The 13,390-nt window shown below is 74.2% G+C and carries 12 protein-coding genes; 7 read left to right on the forward strand and 5 right to left on the reverse strand.

Annotated features, from left to right (window positions below):
• Positions 1–1,293, forward strand: coding sequence for an MFS transporter (locus ACZ407_RS30855; protein WP_468134058.1), 1,293 nt, complete (start codon positions 1–3; stop codon positions 1,291–1,293).
• Here ACZ407_RS30855 and glgX read toward each other — a convergent pair.
• A complete protein-coding gene (gene glgX, locus ACZ407_RS30860; protein WP_468134060.1) occupies positions 1,278–3,392 on the reverse strand; it encodes a glycogen debranching protein GlgX in 2,115 nt (704 codons plus the stop codon). The two genes, ACZ407_RS30855 and glgX, sit on opposite strands and share 16 nt — an antisense overlap.
• Positions 3,393–3,533: 141 nt before the next feature.
• Here glgX and ACZ407_RS30865 point away from each other — a divergent pair, with 141 nt between their 5' ends.
• The 4 genes from ACZ407_RS30865 (at position 3,534) to ACZ407_RS30880 (ending at position 7,937) form a co-directional block, all read left to right on the forward strand.
• Positions 3,534–4,361, forward strand: coding sequence for a Tat pathway signal sequence domain protein (locus ACZ407_RS30865; RefSeq protein WP_468134062.1), 828 nt, complete (start codon positions 3,534–3,536; stop codon positions 4,359–4,361).
• Positions 4,362–4,425: 64 nt separating this feature from the next.
• Positions 4,426–5,742: a copper amine oxidase gene (locus tag ACZ407_RS30870; RefSeq protein WP_468134064.1), complete on the forward strand. Its 1,317-nt coding sequence runs from the start codon at positions 4,426–4,428 to the stop codon at positions 5,740–5,742.
• Between the two features lie 111 nt (positions 5,743–5,853).
• Positions 5,854–7,098 (forward strand): SAV2148 family HEPN domain-containing protein, encoded by a 1,245-nt coding sequence (locus tag ACZ407_RS30875; protein WP_468134066.1) that lies wholly within the window; start codon positions 5,854–5,856, stop codon positions 7,096–7,098.
• 104 nt (positions 7,099–7,202) lie between these two features.
• Positions 7,203–7,937, forward strand: coding sequence for an exonuclease domain-containing protein (locus ACZ407_RS30880; protein WP_468134068.1), 735 nt, complete (start codon positions 7,203–7,205; stop codon positions 7,935–7,937).
• A gap of 171 nt (positions 7,938–8,108) precedes the next feature.
• On the opposite strand, the gene ACZ407_RS30885 is transcribed toward ACZ407_RS30880, so the two are convergent.
• Positions 8,109–8,963, reverse strand: coding sequence for an aminoglycoside phosphotransferase family protein (locus tag ACZ407_RS30885; protein WP_468134070.1), 855 nt, complete (start codon positions 8,961–8,963; stop codon positions 8,109–8,111).
• Positions 8,964–9,102: 139 nt separating this feature from the next.
• Between ACZ407_RS30885 and ACZ407_RS30890 the strand changes: the two genes are divergently transcribed.
• Both ACZ407_RS30890 and ACZ407_RS30895 read left to right on the forward strand, forming a co-directional pair.
• Positions 9,103–9,711: a DUF1697 domain-containing protein gene (locus ACZ407_RS30890; RefSeq protein WP_468134072.1), complete on the forward strand. Its 609-nt coding sequence runs from the start codon at positions 9,103–9,105 to the stop codon at positions 9,709–9,711.
• 73 nt (positions 9,712–9,784) lie between these two features.
• Positions 9,785–10,810, forward strand: coding sequence for a ketopantoate reductase family protein (locus ACZ407_RS30895; protein ID WP_468134074.1), 1,026 nt, complete (start codon positions 9,785–9,787; stop codon positions 10,808–10,810).
• 15 nt (positions 10,811–10,825) lie between these two features.
• Here the strand turns inward: ACZ407_RS30895 and ACZ407_RS30900 are convergent, their stop codons facing one another.
• From ACZ407_RS30900 to ACZ407_RS30910, 3 genes are read right to left on the reverse strand one after another with little or no spacing between them, the layout of a single operon-like run.
• Positions 10,826–11,599, reverse strand: a complete 774-nt coding sequence (locus ACZ407_RS30900; RefSeq protein ID WP_468134076.1) for a sirohydrochlorin chelatase — start codon at positions 11,597–11,599, stop codon at positions 10,826–10,828.
• A gap of 7 nt (positions 11,600–11,606) precedes the next feature.
• A complete protein-coding gene (locus ACZ407_RS30905) occupies positions 11,607–12,488 on the reverse strand; it encodes an ABC transporter permease (RefSeq protein WP_468134078.1) in 882 nt (293 codons plus the stop codon).
• Positions 12,475–13,266, reverse strand: a complete 792-nt coding sequence (locus ACZ407_RS30910; RefSeq protein WP_468134080.1) for an ABC transporter ATP-binding protein — start codon at positions 13,264–13,266, stop codon at positions 12,475–12,477. The genes ACZ407_RS30905 and ACZ407_RS30910 overlap by 14 nt, the downstream gene beginning before the upstream one ends.
• Positions 13,267–13,390 lie beyond the last annotated feature (124 nt).

Below are 13,390 nucleotides of genomic sequence, written 5' to 3' on the forward strand. Positions count from 1 at the left end.
GTGGTTGGAACCGTCCTCACCTATCGCAGAGTCATCGCCCTGACCGGGCCCCTACTCCCGCTCGTCTCCTTCTTCGCCCGACTCCCCGTGGCCATGGCCCAGTTCGGCAGCGTGCTCCTCGTCGCCGAGACCAGCGGCTCGCTGGCGACCGCGGGGATCGTCGGCGGCACCCTGTCCGCCGGGCAGGTCGTGTGCGGGCCGCTGCTCGGCCGGTGCGCCGACCGCCGCGGCCAGCGGCCCGTCGTGCTCGCCGCGGCCGCGGTGAACGCCGTGGCCACCGCGGCCCTCGTGGCAGGCGCCCTCGCCGGGCTCGGCACCGCCGCGCTCGCCGCCGTGGGCGCCGTCACGGGAGCCTCCGTCCCGCTGATCGGGCCGCTGGCCCGGACCCGCTCGGTGGCCCTCGCGCACCGGGCCGGGGCCGGTGAGCCCGTGGTGGGCGCCGTCCACTCGCTGGAGGGCACCCTCGACGAGATCTCCTTCGTCTTCGGGCCGGCCCTCGTGGGCCTGGCCGCCCTCGTGGCGCACCCGGCCGTGGCCCTCGGCGGTGCCGCCGCCCTCGTCGCCGTCTTCGGCACCGCCTTCGCCCTGCACCCGACCGCCGCCGTCACCGCCGGGAGCCCCGCCGCCCGCCGGCCCCCGGGCGGCGCGGCCCGCCGCCGGCACCCCGGCGTGGTCCACGCCGTCCGTGCCTCCCTCGCCCTCCAGGGCGCCATGTTCGGCGCCTGCCAGGCGGGCATCGCCTCGCTCACCGACCGGCTCGGCGTGCCCGGGCAGGCCGGGCTCGTCTACGCCGCCATGGGCGTGGTCAGCGCGGCCGTCGGCCTGGCGCTGGGCGCCCTCCCCGCCCGTATCGGACTGCGGCTGCGCTGGCGGGCCGCCACCGCCGCCGCTCTCGTGCTGTCCGTACCGCTCGTGTTCACGGACGGCCTGTGGAGCCTGTACGCGGTCGTCACCGTGCTCGGCGCGGCCTACGCCCCGCACCTGATCACCGCCTTCGCGCTGACCGAGCGGGCCGTGGCCCCGGCGCGGCTGGCCGAGGCCATGGCCTTCGCGGCCAGCTCGCTGGTGGCGGGCCAGGCCCTCGCGCTCGCCCTCTCCGGGCGGCTCGCCGAGCACCACGGCCCGGCCGGGGCCTTCCTGGTCGCCGTCGCGGCCGCCGCCCTCTGCCTGTGCCTGGCCCTGTTCACCCGGGTCCCGGCCGGCCGCACCGCGCCCGTCCACCCGAACCCGGCCCCCGGGCGGCCCGGGCCCGGCGGACCGGTCCCCGGCGGGCGGGCCTACGCCGGCCGCTGAAGCACCACCAGGCTCCGCCCCGCCAGCGTCACCCGGTCGCCGGCCCCCCATCGCGGGCCGGTGCCGGGTGCCGGCAGATCCTCCCTGGCGGTGTCCACGACCAGCTGCCACTGCCGCCCGTGCCCCGGCGGGAGCGTGAACCCCAGCGGCTCCGCGCTCGCGTTGAACATCAGCAGGAACGAGTCGTCGGTGATCCGCTCCCCGCGCACCCCCGGCTCCGAGATCGCCTCCCCGTTGAGGAAGACCGTCAGCGCCCGGGCGTGCTGGGCCTGCCAGTCCCGGGCCCGCATCTCCTCGCCCGCCGGGGTGAACCAGGCGATGTCCGACAGCTCGTCGTGGGTGCCCTCCACCGGCCGGCCGTGGAAGAACCGGCGGCGCCGGAACACCGGGTGGTTGCGCCGCAGCCACACCATCTGCCGGGTGAACTCCAGCAGCGGCGGGGCCGGCTTGCCGGGCTCCGGCCACTCCACCCAGGAGACCTCGTTGTCCTGGCAGTAGGCGTTGTTGTTGCCGCCCTGGGTGCGGGCGAACTCGTCCCCGTGGCTGAGCATCGGCACCCCCTGCGAGAGCATCAGGGTGGCCGTGAAGTTGCGCATCTGGCGGGCCCGCAGCTCCTGCACCTCCGGATCGTCGGTGGGGCCCTCCACCCCGCAGTTCCAGGACCGGTTGTACGCCTCCCCGTCCCGGTTGCCCTCGCGGTTCGCCTCGTTGTGCTTCTCGTCGTACGACACCAGGTCGTGCAGCGTGAACCCGTCGTGGCAGGTGGTGAAGTTCACCGAGGCCAGCGGGCGCCGCCCGTCGTCCTGGTAGAGGTCCGAGGAGCCGGTGAGCCGGCCCGCGAACTCCGCGAGGGTGCGCGGCTGGCCCCGCCACAGGTCCCGTACGGTGTCGCGGTACTTGCCGTTCCACTCGGTCCACAGCGGCGGGAAGTTGCCCACCTGGTAGCCGCCCTCGCCCAGGTCCCACGGCTCGGCGATCAGCTTCACCTGGCTCACCACCGGGTCCTGCTGCACCAGGTCGAAGAAGGAGCTGAGCCGGTCCACCTCGTGGAACTGCCGGGCCAGCGTGGCGGCCAGGTCGAAGCGGAAGCCGTCCACGTGCATCTCGGTGACCCAGTACCGCAGCGAGTCCATGATCAGCTGGAGCACGTGCGGGGAGCGCATCAGCAGCGAGTTCCCGGTGCCGGTGGTGTCCACGTAGTACCGCGGGTCCTGCGCCAGCCGGTAGTACGAGGCGTTGTCCAGCCCCCGGAAGGACAGGGTCGGGCCGAGGTGGTTGCCCTCGGCCGTGTGGTTGTAGACCACGTCGAGGATCACCTCGATGCCCGCCTCGTGCAGGGCCCGCACCGCCGACTTGAACTCCAGCACCTGCTGGCCGCGGTCCCCCGAGGCGTAGCCGTTGTGCGGGGCGAAGTAGCCGATCGTGTTGTAGCCCCAGTAGTTGCTGAGGCCGTCGTCCACCAGCCGGTGGTCGTTGACGAACTGGTGCACCGGCATCAGCTCCAGCGCGGTCACGCCGAGCTTCACCAGGTGCCCGATCACCGCCGGGTGGGCCAGGGCCGCGTACGTGCCCCGCAGCTCCTCCGGCAGCTCCGGGTGCCGCATCGTGAGCCCCTTGACGTGGGCCTCGTAGAGCACGGTGTGGTGGTACTCGGTCCGCGGCGGGCGGTCGTTCGCCCAGTCGAAGTACGGGTTCACCACGACCGAGCTCATGGTGTGCGGGGCGGAGTCCAGGTCGTTGCGGGAGTCCGGCCGCCCGAAGTGGTACCCGTACACCTCCTCGCCCCAGGAGATGCTCCCGCTGATCGCCCGGGCGTACGGGTCGAGGAGCAGCTTCGCGGGGTTGCAGCGCTGCCCGCGCTCGGGCTCGTACGGGCCGTGCACCCGGAAGCCGTACCGCTGCCCGGGCATCACCCCGGGGAGGTACGCGTGCCGCACGAACGCGTCCGTCTCGCGCAGCTCGACGGCGGTCTCCGAGCCGTCGTCGTGGAGGAGGCAGAGCTCGATGCGTCGGGCGGCCTCGGAGTAGACCGCGAAATTCGTGCCGGCGCCGTCGTACGTGGCACCGAGGGGGTACGCCTGTCCCGGCCAGACCTGCATATATGTGACTCTTCCGCTCCTGATCCGGCATCTGGGTCTTTTCCTTCGCCAGATCTTCCCCGAAAGGAGGGCAACCCGGGGGGACTTGGGACCGTCCTACCGGGTGACCACGCATACCAGGTATGCATGTAAGGGGGAAATGTGCACATAACAGTACGCCGCCATCTGGGGAAGCTGCTGGCCGGCGCGGCCATCGCCGTCACCGGCACCGCCGTGATGATCGGCGTCACCCTGCCGGGCTCCGCGGACGCCGCCGGCGGACAGGACGCCAAGGGCGCGGCGAGCGGCACCGCGGCGGCCGCCGAGGCGGCCGGCAGCGCCGGCCGGGGCCTGCAGAACGTACGGCCGGGCACCGTCCAGGCGGCGCCCGCCGAGGGGACCAGGGGATTCGGCCGCGACCCGCTGACCGACGCCGAGCTCGACCGGCTCAAGGCGCTCGTCACCGGCCCCGCCGGCCTGGGGGCGAAGAACGCCCGCGGCGGCAAGGGCCCCCAGTGGCTGACCACCGACCTGGCCGAGCTGCGCCCCGAGGACGTGCGCAAGGGCCACGCGCCCCGGCGCGCCCAGGTCACCTCGTACGACTACAAGGGCGACGCCCTGCGGACCTCGGTGGTCAACCTCGACACCGGCAAGGTGGAGTCCACCGACGTCCAGAAGGGCGTCCAGCCGCCGCTCGCCCGCGAGGAGGCCGTCGAGGCGGTCAAGCTCATCATCGCGGCGAAGCAGGGCGAGGGGCTGCGCAAGGACTACAAGGACGCCACCGGCAGGGCGCTCACCACGCCGGACCAGCTGTCCCTGAAGAACGCGCTCGTCTACCGCGTCGACGCCGAGAACCCGGGCCCCGCAGCCGTCGCCGAATGCGGCAGGCACCGCTGTGCCCGCCTCTTCCTCAAGGTGAAGAACGGTCCGTGGATCGACGTCCGCTCGCTGGTCGTCGACCTCAGCGCCCGCACCGTACACAAGCTCTGACGTCCTCCCGCGCCCTCCCCGCAGCGCAGGCCGTCCTGCCCCTCCCGTCCAGGAGTCTCTCCACATGCACGTGAACCGTTCCCGCGGCACCCGCCGCAAGGCCGCCGTCGCCCTGGCGGTCGCCGCCCTGCTCGGCGGAGCCACCGCGGCCGCCGGCCCCGTCTCCGCCGCCCCCCTGGCCAAGAAGGCCCCCAGCGCCCCCGAACCCGACTGCAGCGAGGCCTACCGGATCCAGCAGACGCTGGCCGGCGGCACCACCTGGCGGATGTGCTGGCGCTACGAGAGCGAGGCCGGCCTGGTCCTCGACCAGATCTCGTACCAGCCCAAGGGCGAGCCCGCCCCGATCGCGGTGCTCACCTCCGCCAAGCTCGGCCAGATCCACGTCCCCTACGACGACGGCCGCGCCGAGTACGACGACCTGACCGGCGCCGGCTTCGGCGCGGGCCTCCAGGACATGGCCGTGGGCGAGTGCCCCGGGGGCACCATCAAGACCGTCAAGGTCACCAACACCTGGGACCAGACCCAGAAGGACGTCAAGGGCCTGTGCACCACCACCCGCGCACGCGGCCACGCGTACCGGATGGCGGGTGACAACCCCGGCCAGATCTGGCAGGAGCAGGGCAAGGACCTGCTGGTCTACACCGTCAACAAGGTCGGCTGGTACGAGTACATCACCGAATGGCGCTTCCAGGACGACGGCATGATCCACGCCAACGTCGGCGCCACCGGCAGCCTCTCGCCCGGTGACTACGACGCCGGCGACGGCCGCGGCTGGCCCATCGGCAAGGGCGCCAAGGCCTACGCCACCAGCCACAGCCACAACGTCTTCTGGCGGCTGAACTTCGCCCTCGACGGCTCGCCCAACGGCACGGTGGAGCAGTACGACTCCCAGACCACCCCCAGCGCGGACGGGTCCACCCCGAAGACCCTGACCACCCGCACCCCCGTCACCAAGGAACTCGCGGGCGACGCGCAGGGCATGCGCTGGTGGCGGATGGTCAGCGCCACCGGCAGGAACAAGGACGGGCACGCCCGCAGCTACGAGATCGTGCCGGGCGCCTCCGCCAAGTACCCCGGACGGCCCTACACCCAGCACGACGTGTACTTCACCGAGTACAAGGCGTGTGAGCAGTTCGCCACCCACAACCTGCGCAACTGCGGCCCCGAGGCGGGCCGGAGCGTGGACACCTGGGTCAACGGCGAGGCGCTCAAGCACCCCATCGCGTGGGTCAACATCGGCTTCCACCACGTCGCCCGCGACGAGGACCAGCAGCCGATGCCGGTGCACTGGCAGGGCTTCCAGCTCAGCCCGCGTGACGTCACCGCTATGAATCCGCTCACTCCGCCGGCCCTCGCAGGACAGAACGGACGCCCCAACTAAGAGAGTTGGCCAACCGTAGCGGCCATCCGGCTGCACCGCCTCCCGCTCCCGGAGTACCCTTCCTTGATCACTGGAGAAGGCGTCCAGCCAGGAGCGGGAGGCGGTGCACGGGTGAGCTCGGGAGGGCTGGAGCTTCCCCCTGGTGACGGCGGTCACGAGGGCGGTCCGCCGGAGGGTGCGGCCGGGGCGGTGTCCCTGGCGCAGCCGCCGGACGCCGCCGCGGCGCGGGCCGGGGCCGAACTGGACTGGAGTGCGGAGGCCTGGAGCGAGGTCCGCACCCGGGCCCAGCGCGCCGGCCGCGCCTACATCTGGCTGAACCTCATCGAACAGCGGCTGCGCGCCGTGGTGGGCGCGGTGCTGCGGCCCATCTACGAGCCGGTGCACGGCGAGGACGACTGGGTGGTGGCCGCGGCCGGACCGGCCGGGCAGGAGTGGGTGCAGCGGGCCGTCGCCGTCCGCGAGGTCAGCCGCCGCAAGGGCTACCTGCTCGACCCCGCCGACGACAACGTGCTGAGCTTCCTGACCCTGCCGCAGCTGCGGGAGCTGATGGTCCAGCACTGGCCCTGCTTCGAGCCGTACTTCGACGACCGCCGCGAGGTGGAGCTCGCCCTCGACGAGCTGGAGGTCACGCGCAACGTGGTCTCCCGCAACCGGGCGCTGTCCCGGGCCGTGCTCTCCCAGGCCGAGCGGGCGTCCGCCCGGCTGCTGGAGGTGCTCGGCGGCGGCGCCGGCAGCCCCTCGGCCGAGCGGCTGCCGATCGACGCGGTGGAGGACCTGGTCGGGGACCGGTACGCCGACGTGGTCTCGGTGCACCCGGACCGGGTGCGGCTCCAGCGGCAGCTGCCCGCGGAGGACCTCTTCGGCGGGGCCCGGCGGCTCGACGCGATCGGCATAGGCCTGAACCTGCTCGTCCAGAACTACTCCGGCCGCCGGCTGGTCCGGCTCGCCGAGGCGGGCTGCCGGGTCCGGCTGCTGTTCCTCAACCCGGCGAGCAGCGCGGTCAAGCGGCGGGAGCGGGAGCTCGGGCTGCGCAAGGGCGAGCTGAGCCGCTCGGTCGAGATGAACATCCTGCACGTCCGCCGGGTCCGGTCCCGGCTGACCGACCCTTCGGCCTTCGCGATCCACGTCTTCGACGAGACCCCGCGCTTCACGGCCTACCTGGTGGACGGGGAGACCCCCGGCCACGGCATAGCGGTGGTGCAGTCCTACCTGCGGCGGGCCCGCGGGATGGAGGCGCCGGTGCTCGTCCTGCGCGGCGGCGGCCGGGGCGTGCCGAAGGACGCCGACCACGGGCTCTTCACCACGTACCGCGAGGAGTTCGAGTCGGTGTGGCAGGACTCGCGGCCGGTCTCCTGAGCGGCCGCCGCCCGCCGCGGCCCCCGGTGCGGCGGTCCCGGGCGCGGCGGTGTCAGTGCGGCGTGCGAGGCTGAGGCCGTCGAGAACGAACGGGGGAGGGACGCATGGGGGACTGGCACGGGGGAGTACTGGCCGGATTCGACCTGGAGACGACGGGCACGGAGCCGCGCGAGGCGCGGATCGTGACGGCCGCGGTGCTGGAGGTGGAGCCCGACGGGACGGTGGTCAGGCGGACCCTCTGGCTGTCCGACCCCGGGATCGCCATCCCGGAACAGGCCACCGCCATCCACGGGATCAGCACGGCCGAGGCCGCGGCCGAGGGCCGTCCGGCGGCCGAGGTGGCCGACGAGGTCGCGAGTGCGCTGGCGGGCCTGTGGGACCGGGGCATACCGGTGGTGGCGTACAACGCCGCCTTCGACCTGACGCTGCTCGCGGCCGAACTGCACCGGCACGGGCTGCCCTCGCTCGCGGAGCGGAGCGGGGTGGCGGCCGGGGGGACCGGGCCCGTGGTGGACCCGCTGACCATCGACCGGGCGGTGGACCGCTACCGGCGCGGCAAGCGGACGCTGGAGGCGGCCTGCCGGGAGTACGGGGTGGTCCTCGCGGACGCGCACGATGCGGGGGCGGATGCGCTGGCGGCGGTGGAGGTGGCCCGGGCGATAGCCGTCCGGCACCCGAAGGTGGGGGCGCTGACGCCGGCTGACCTGCACCTGCGCCAGGTCTCCTGGTACGCGCGGTGGGCGGAGGACTTCCAGTCCTACCTCCGCCGCCAGGGCACCCCGGACGCCCACATCGACCCCACCTGGCCCCTCCGCCCCCTGACCCCGCTCACGCCGTAACGAGACCCGGCGGGCGGGCCATCGGGGCCCGCCGCGCGGCCTCGGGGGCTCCGCCCCCGAACCCCCGGTCCTCAAACGCCGGACGGGCTGTATTCCGCCGCCCCCGGCTTGGGCCAAGCCTCGCCGGCGATCGAGGCGCGGGGGTGCGGGGGCGGAGCCCCCCCCGGGGGGCTAGAACGCGTGCCAGCGGGTGTGGGGGTCGCCGGCGCGCAAGGAGGCCACGCGGCGGCGGAATTCGGCCCGGGCGGCAGCCCCGGCAGGGGCATGCTGCGCCACCCAGGCACAGCTCGCAGTCTCCCGCGCCCCCCGCAGCACCGCCCAGCCGCTCCACTCCCGCACGTCCCACCCGTACACCCGCACGAACTCCCGGTACGCCTTCCCGGGCAGCCCGTACCGGTCCCGCTGGAGGTCCATGACCACGAGGTCGTGCTCGCGCAGGTCCGAGGAGAAGGTCTCCAGGTCCACCAGGACCGGCCCGTCCGGACCGACGTGCACGTTGCGCGGGAGCGCGTCCCCGTGCACCGGCCCCGGCGGCAGGAACGGCTCCAGCCCCGCGGCCTCGGCCGCGAACGCGTCCCGGCGGGCCCGCAGGAAGGCCGCGTCCCCGGGGTCCACCGCATCTCCCGCCAGCCGCAGCCACCGTTCGACCCCGCCGAGGAGCTCCCGCCGGGGCAGCGGGAACGGCGCCGCCTCCAGCGCGTGCACCCGCCGCAGCAGCAGCGCCAGGTCCCGCGCCTCCGCGGGCCGGACCGCGGCCGGCAGCCGGTGCCAGAAGGTCACCGGATGCCCGCCGACCAGCCGGGCCGCCGGTTCGGCCGCCCGTACCGCCGGCACGTCCGCCGAGGCCAGCCACCGCGCCACCGCGAGCTCCCGCTCGGCCCGCGGCAGCAGCTCCGCATCCCGCCCCACCTTGACCACGAGCTCCCCGGCCGCGAACACCGCGTTCTCGCCGAGGGCCAGCAACTCGGCCCCCGCGGCCCCGATTCCGGCCTCCGCCAGCACCTCCCTGGCCCTCGCCTCGTCCATGCCGGCCGTCCGTCCTTCCCGCCGTTCGCCGCCGCCCCCCGCAACCGGCCGGGCGGACCGGCCCAGTCTCGCACCGGCACGCACGCCCCGGAGCCACCGGCACCCTTCCGCTGTCGGTGCCGTCCCCTACCCTGCGGGCATGGCGAAGACGAAGACCGTGCCGGACCCGGCCGCCGGGGAGCCCGCGGAGCGGTACGCGGCCCTGCTGCGCGGGATCAACGTGGGCGGCAAGAAGAAGGTCCCGATGGCCGAGCTGCGCACCGTGCTCGAAGGCCTCGGGCACCGCGAGGTGGTCACCTACCTCCAGAGCGGCAACGCCGTGTTCACCGCACCCCGGCAGGACCCCGACACCCTCGCCCGGCAGCTGGAACGGGCCATCGAGGCGCACTTCGGCTTCGCCGTCCCCTGCCTCGTGCTCGACGGGGCGCGGCTGGCGGCCGTGGCCGCGCAGTGCCCGTACCCGGCGGACGAGCTCGAAGGGAAGCAGCTGCACGCCACCTTCCTGTCGGAGCAGCCCGCGCCCGGCCGGCTCGACGCGGTGGACCCGGCCGACTTCGCCCCCGAGGACTACCGCCTCGGCGACCGGGTGCTCTACCTCTACGCCCCCGAGGGCCTGGGCCGTTCCAAGCTCGCCGAGGCCCTCGGCCGCCCGGCCCTGCTCAAGGGGGTCCTCACCACCACCCGCAACTGGAACACCGTGCTGAAGCTGGTCGAACTCACCGGCGGCAGCGGGCCGGAGCAAGGCTGACCCCCGGCCCGCGGCCACCGCGCAGGGGCCACCCGCCGCCCCTCCGGCCACCCCCGTGTGCCAAGGTCGGGGCATGCGCTACATCATCATCGGAGCGGGCGCCGTCGGCGCCACCGTCGGCGGCCGGCTCGCCGAGACCGGCAGCGAGGTCGTCCTCGTCGCGCGCGGAGCCCACGCGCAGGCCCTGCGCGCCGAAGGCCTGCACCTGACCACCGCGGACGGCACCCGCACCCACCGGCTGCCCGTCGTGGAGGGGCCGGAGGAGCTGGGCGAGCTGCGCCGGGACGACGTACTCCTGCTCACCGTGAAGACCCAGCACGCCGTCGAGGCCCTGGACACCTGGGCTGCCGCCCCCGTCGCGGGCGGCGGCACCGCGGCCCAGCGGCTCCCCGTGGTCTGCGCACAGAACGGGGTGGAGAGCCAGCGGCTCGCCCTGCGCCGCTTCGACCGGGTGTACGGCATGTGCGTCTGGCTGCCCTCCACCTTCCTGGAGCCCGGCACCGTCTCGGCGCTGTGCGCCCCGCTCACCGGCATGCTGCACCTGGGCCGCTACCCCTCCGGCTCCGACGAGCTGGTCCGGCGGATCGCGCAGGACCTGGAGAAGGCCCCGTTCGAGGCCCCCGTGGTCGACAACGTGATGGACTGGAAGTACGCGAAGCTGCTCGGCAACCTCGGCAACGCCGTCCAGGCCGTGACCGGCCCCGAGCCGCACCCCGCCAAGAGCGCCCTGCTGCGGCGCGCGGCCGAGGAGGGCGAAGCGGTGTTCGCCGCGGCCGGCATCGCCGCCGTCGGCCCCGCGGAGCAGGAGGCCGCCCGCTCCGGCAAGATCGTCCCCCCGGCCGCCGGAGAGGGGCCGGTGACGGGGGGCTCCTCCTGGCAGAGCCTGCGCCGGGGCACCGGATCCGTCGAAGCCGACTACCTCAACGGGGAGATCTCCCTGCTGGGCCGGCTGCACGCGGTCCCGACCCCGGTGAACGACACCCTGCGGCACGCGGCGAACATCTTCGCCCGCGAGGGCTGGGAGCCCGGCTCCATGGACATCGCCGAACTGACCGCCCTCGCCGACGAGGCGGCGGCCCGCGCGGCGAAGGCGCAGTAGGAGCAGCAGGAGGGGCTAGGCGGACAGGGCCACCGGCCGTGCGCCGGCCGCGAGTGCCCCGTCGTAGCGTTCCAGCAGCAGCAGGGCCAGCTCCGGGGCCGCGCCCAGCACCGCGGCCAGGACGTCCGCGCCCGCGGTGCGCGCCCCGTCCGCGATGCGGTCCGGGAGCCGTCCCGGGGCTATCACGTACGGGGCCACCACCACCCGGCGGACCCCTTCGGCGCGCAGCTCCCGTACCACGTCCTCGGTACGGGGGAAGCCGGCGGGAGAGGCTCCGGAGGCGAACGCAGGACGCACGGCGCACCAACCGGTGAGCCGCCACTCCCGCGCGGTTTCAGCGATCGCTGCGATCGCCTCCGGGTCCGATGAACCGGCGGACGCGAGCACCACGCCGGTGGTCGAGCGGTCGGCCGGGTCCACCCCGGCCTCGAAGAGCCGCCGCTCCAGGGCCGCGACCAGGAGCGGGGACGGGCCCAGCACCTCGGTCCGGCGGATCCGCAGCCCGGGCAGCCGCTCGGCCGCCTCCGCGAGGACGGCCGGGATGTCGGCCTTCGCGTGGAAGGCGCGGGTCAGCAGCAGCGGCAGGGCCACCACCTCGCGCACCCCGTCGGCGTGCAGCCGGGCGAGCACCTGCCCGACGGCGGGGGCGTTGAAGTCGAGGAACGCGGTCTCCACGGCGAGCCCCGGCCGCAGCGCCCGCACCCGCCGGGTCAGGGCGTGGACGGTCGCCGCGTGCCGCGGGTCGCGGCTGCCGTGGGCGATGACGAGGAGGACGGGACGGTGGTGCACGGCCGGCTCACTTCACCAGCAGGCCGCGGCTGCGCAGCACCCAGCGCTCGACCGGGCTGAAGATCAGCAGGTCGATGGCGATGCCGACGATCAGGATCAGCAGGATCGACAGGAACACGCCCGGCAGGTCGATGTTGTTGCGGGCGTTCTCCAGCAGCTGGCCCAGGCCCAGGCCCAGTTCCGGCGAGGAGGCGATGATCTCGGCGGCCATCAGCGAGCGCCAGGAGAAGGCCCAGCCCTGCTTCAGACCCGCCAGGTAGCCGGGCAGCGCGGCCGGCATGACGATGTGCCAGGTGCCCTTGAGGCCGGTGGCGCCCAGGGTGCGGCCCGCCCGCAGGAACAGCGGCGGCACCTGGTCCACGCCGGAGACCAGCCCGTTGGCGATCGAGGGGACCGCGCCGAGCAGGATCACGGTGTACATCATCGCGTCGTCCAGGCCGAACCACAGCACGGCCGGCGGCACCCAGGCCACCGAGGGCAGGGACTGCAGACCGGACAGGATCGGGCCGAGCGCGGCGCGCACCACCTTCACCCGTGCGACCAGCAGGCCCAGCGGGGTACCGATGGCCAGCGCGATCAGGAAGCCGAACAGGCCGCGGGAGACGGAGGTCCAGACCACCTCCAGCAGCGTGCCCTTCAGCCACATGGCGACCACGCCGTCCCACACCGCGGACGGGGCGGGCAGCTTGGTCTCGTCCACCGCCTCCAGCGAGACGAGGACCTGCCAGACGGCGAGGACCAGGGCCACCGCCAGGGCCGGCGGCAGCACCTTCTTGACGAGGACCTCGCGGACCGGGGTCCGGCGCACCTCGACCGCGTCGAGCGCGTCGAGACCGGCCTCCAGACCGGCGAGGTCGTCCTGCTTCGGGGCGGTGTCAGTGCTGGCCATGGCGGCGGATCTCCCCACGCAGGTGTTCAGTGATCTCAAGGGACAGCTCCGCGACGTCCGCGTCCTCGATGCGGCGCGGCTGCGGGATGCCCACGGTCCACTCCTTGGCGACCCGGCCGGGCCGCGAGGAGAGCAGGACCACGCGCTGGGCCAGCCGTACGGCCTCGCGCACGTTGTGCGTGACGAAGAGGACCGAGAGGTTCGTCTCCTCCCAGATCCGGGTGAGCTCGCCGTGCAGCACGTCCCGGGTGATGGCGTCGAGCGCGGCGAACGGCTCGTCCATCAGCAGCAGGTCGCTGGCCTGGGCCAGGGCCCGGGCCAGGGCCACGCGCTGGCGCATGCCGCCGGACAGCTCGTGCACCCGCTTGCCGTACGCGCCGCCGAGGCGGACCAGCTCCAGGAGCCGTTCGGCCTCGGGGCGGCGCTCGGCCTTGGGCACCCCGCGCAGCTTCAGGGCGAGTTCGATGTTCTTGCCCGCGGTCAGCCACGGGAAGAGGGCGTGCTCCTGGAACATCAGGGCGGGCCGGCCGCCGGGGGTCTCGATGGACCCCGCGGACGGCCGGTCCAGCCCGGCGACCAGGTTGAGCAGGGTGGACTTGCCGCATCCCGAGGCCCCGAGGATCGTCACGAACTCGCCGGGCGCGACATCGAGGCTGATGTCGTCCAGGACGAGCTGCGTTCCGGCGGGACCGGCGAAGGACTTCGAGACGTGCTCGATCCGGGCGGCGTGCGACACCGACGTGGTGCCCTCGGCAGCCTTGGCAAGCGTGGTGGCCATGGTCGTCACCTCCTGGGAACGTACGGGACTGCGGACTACTTGGCGCCGAGGCCGGCGTCGGAGACCGCGGGCTTGCCGGCGGCCTTGAGGACCTTGTTCAGGAGCGTCAGGTCGTAGATCCCGG

The organism is Streptomyces sp. NPDC030809 (assembly GCF_055572195.1).

Excerpts from the sequence above, each read along its gene's own strand:
- glgX (WP_468134060.1), bottom strand. The coding sequence starts at position 3,392 with ATGCAGGTCTGGCCGGGACAGGCGTACCCCCTCGGTGCCACGTACGAC.
- ACZ407_RS30870 (WP_468134064.1), top strand. The coding sequence starts at position 4,426 with ATGCACGTGAACCGTTCCCGCGGCACCCGCCGCAAGGCCGCCGTCGCC.
- ACZ407_RS30880 (WP_468134068.1), top strand. The coding sequence starts at position 7,203 with ATGGGGGACTGGCACGGGGGAGTACTGGCCGGATTCGACCTGGAGACG.
- ACZ407_RS30885 (WP_468134070.1), bottom strand. The coding sequence starts at position 8,963 with ATGGACGAGGCGAGGGCCAGGGAGGTGCTGGCGGAGGCCGGAATCGGG.
- ACZ407_RS30890 (WP_468134072.1), top strand. The coding sequence starts at position 9,103 with ATGGCGAAGACGAAGACCGTGCCGGACCCGGCCGCCGGGGAGCCCGCG.
- ACZ407_RS30895 (WP_468134074.1), top strand. The coding sequence starts at position 9,785 with ATGCGCTACATCATCATCGGAGCGGGCGCCGTCGGCGCCACCGTCGGC.
- ACZ407_RS30905 (WP_468134078.1), bottom strand. The coding sequence starts at position 12,488 with ATGGCCAGCACTGACACCGCCCCGAAGCAGGACGACCTCGCCGGTCTG.
- ACZ407_RS30910 (WP_468134080.1), bottom strand. The coding sequence starts at position 13,266 with ATGGCCACCACGCTTGCCAAGGCTGCCGAGGGCACCACGTCGGTGTCG.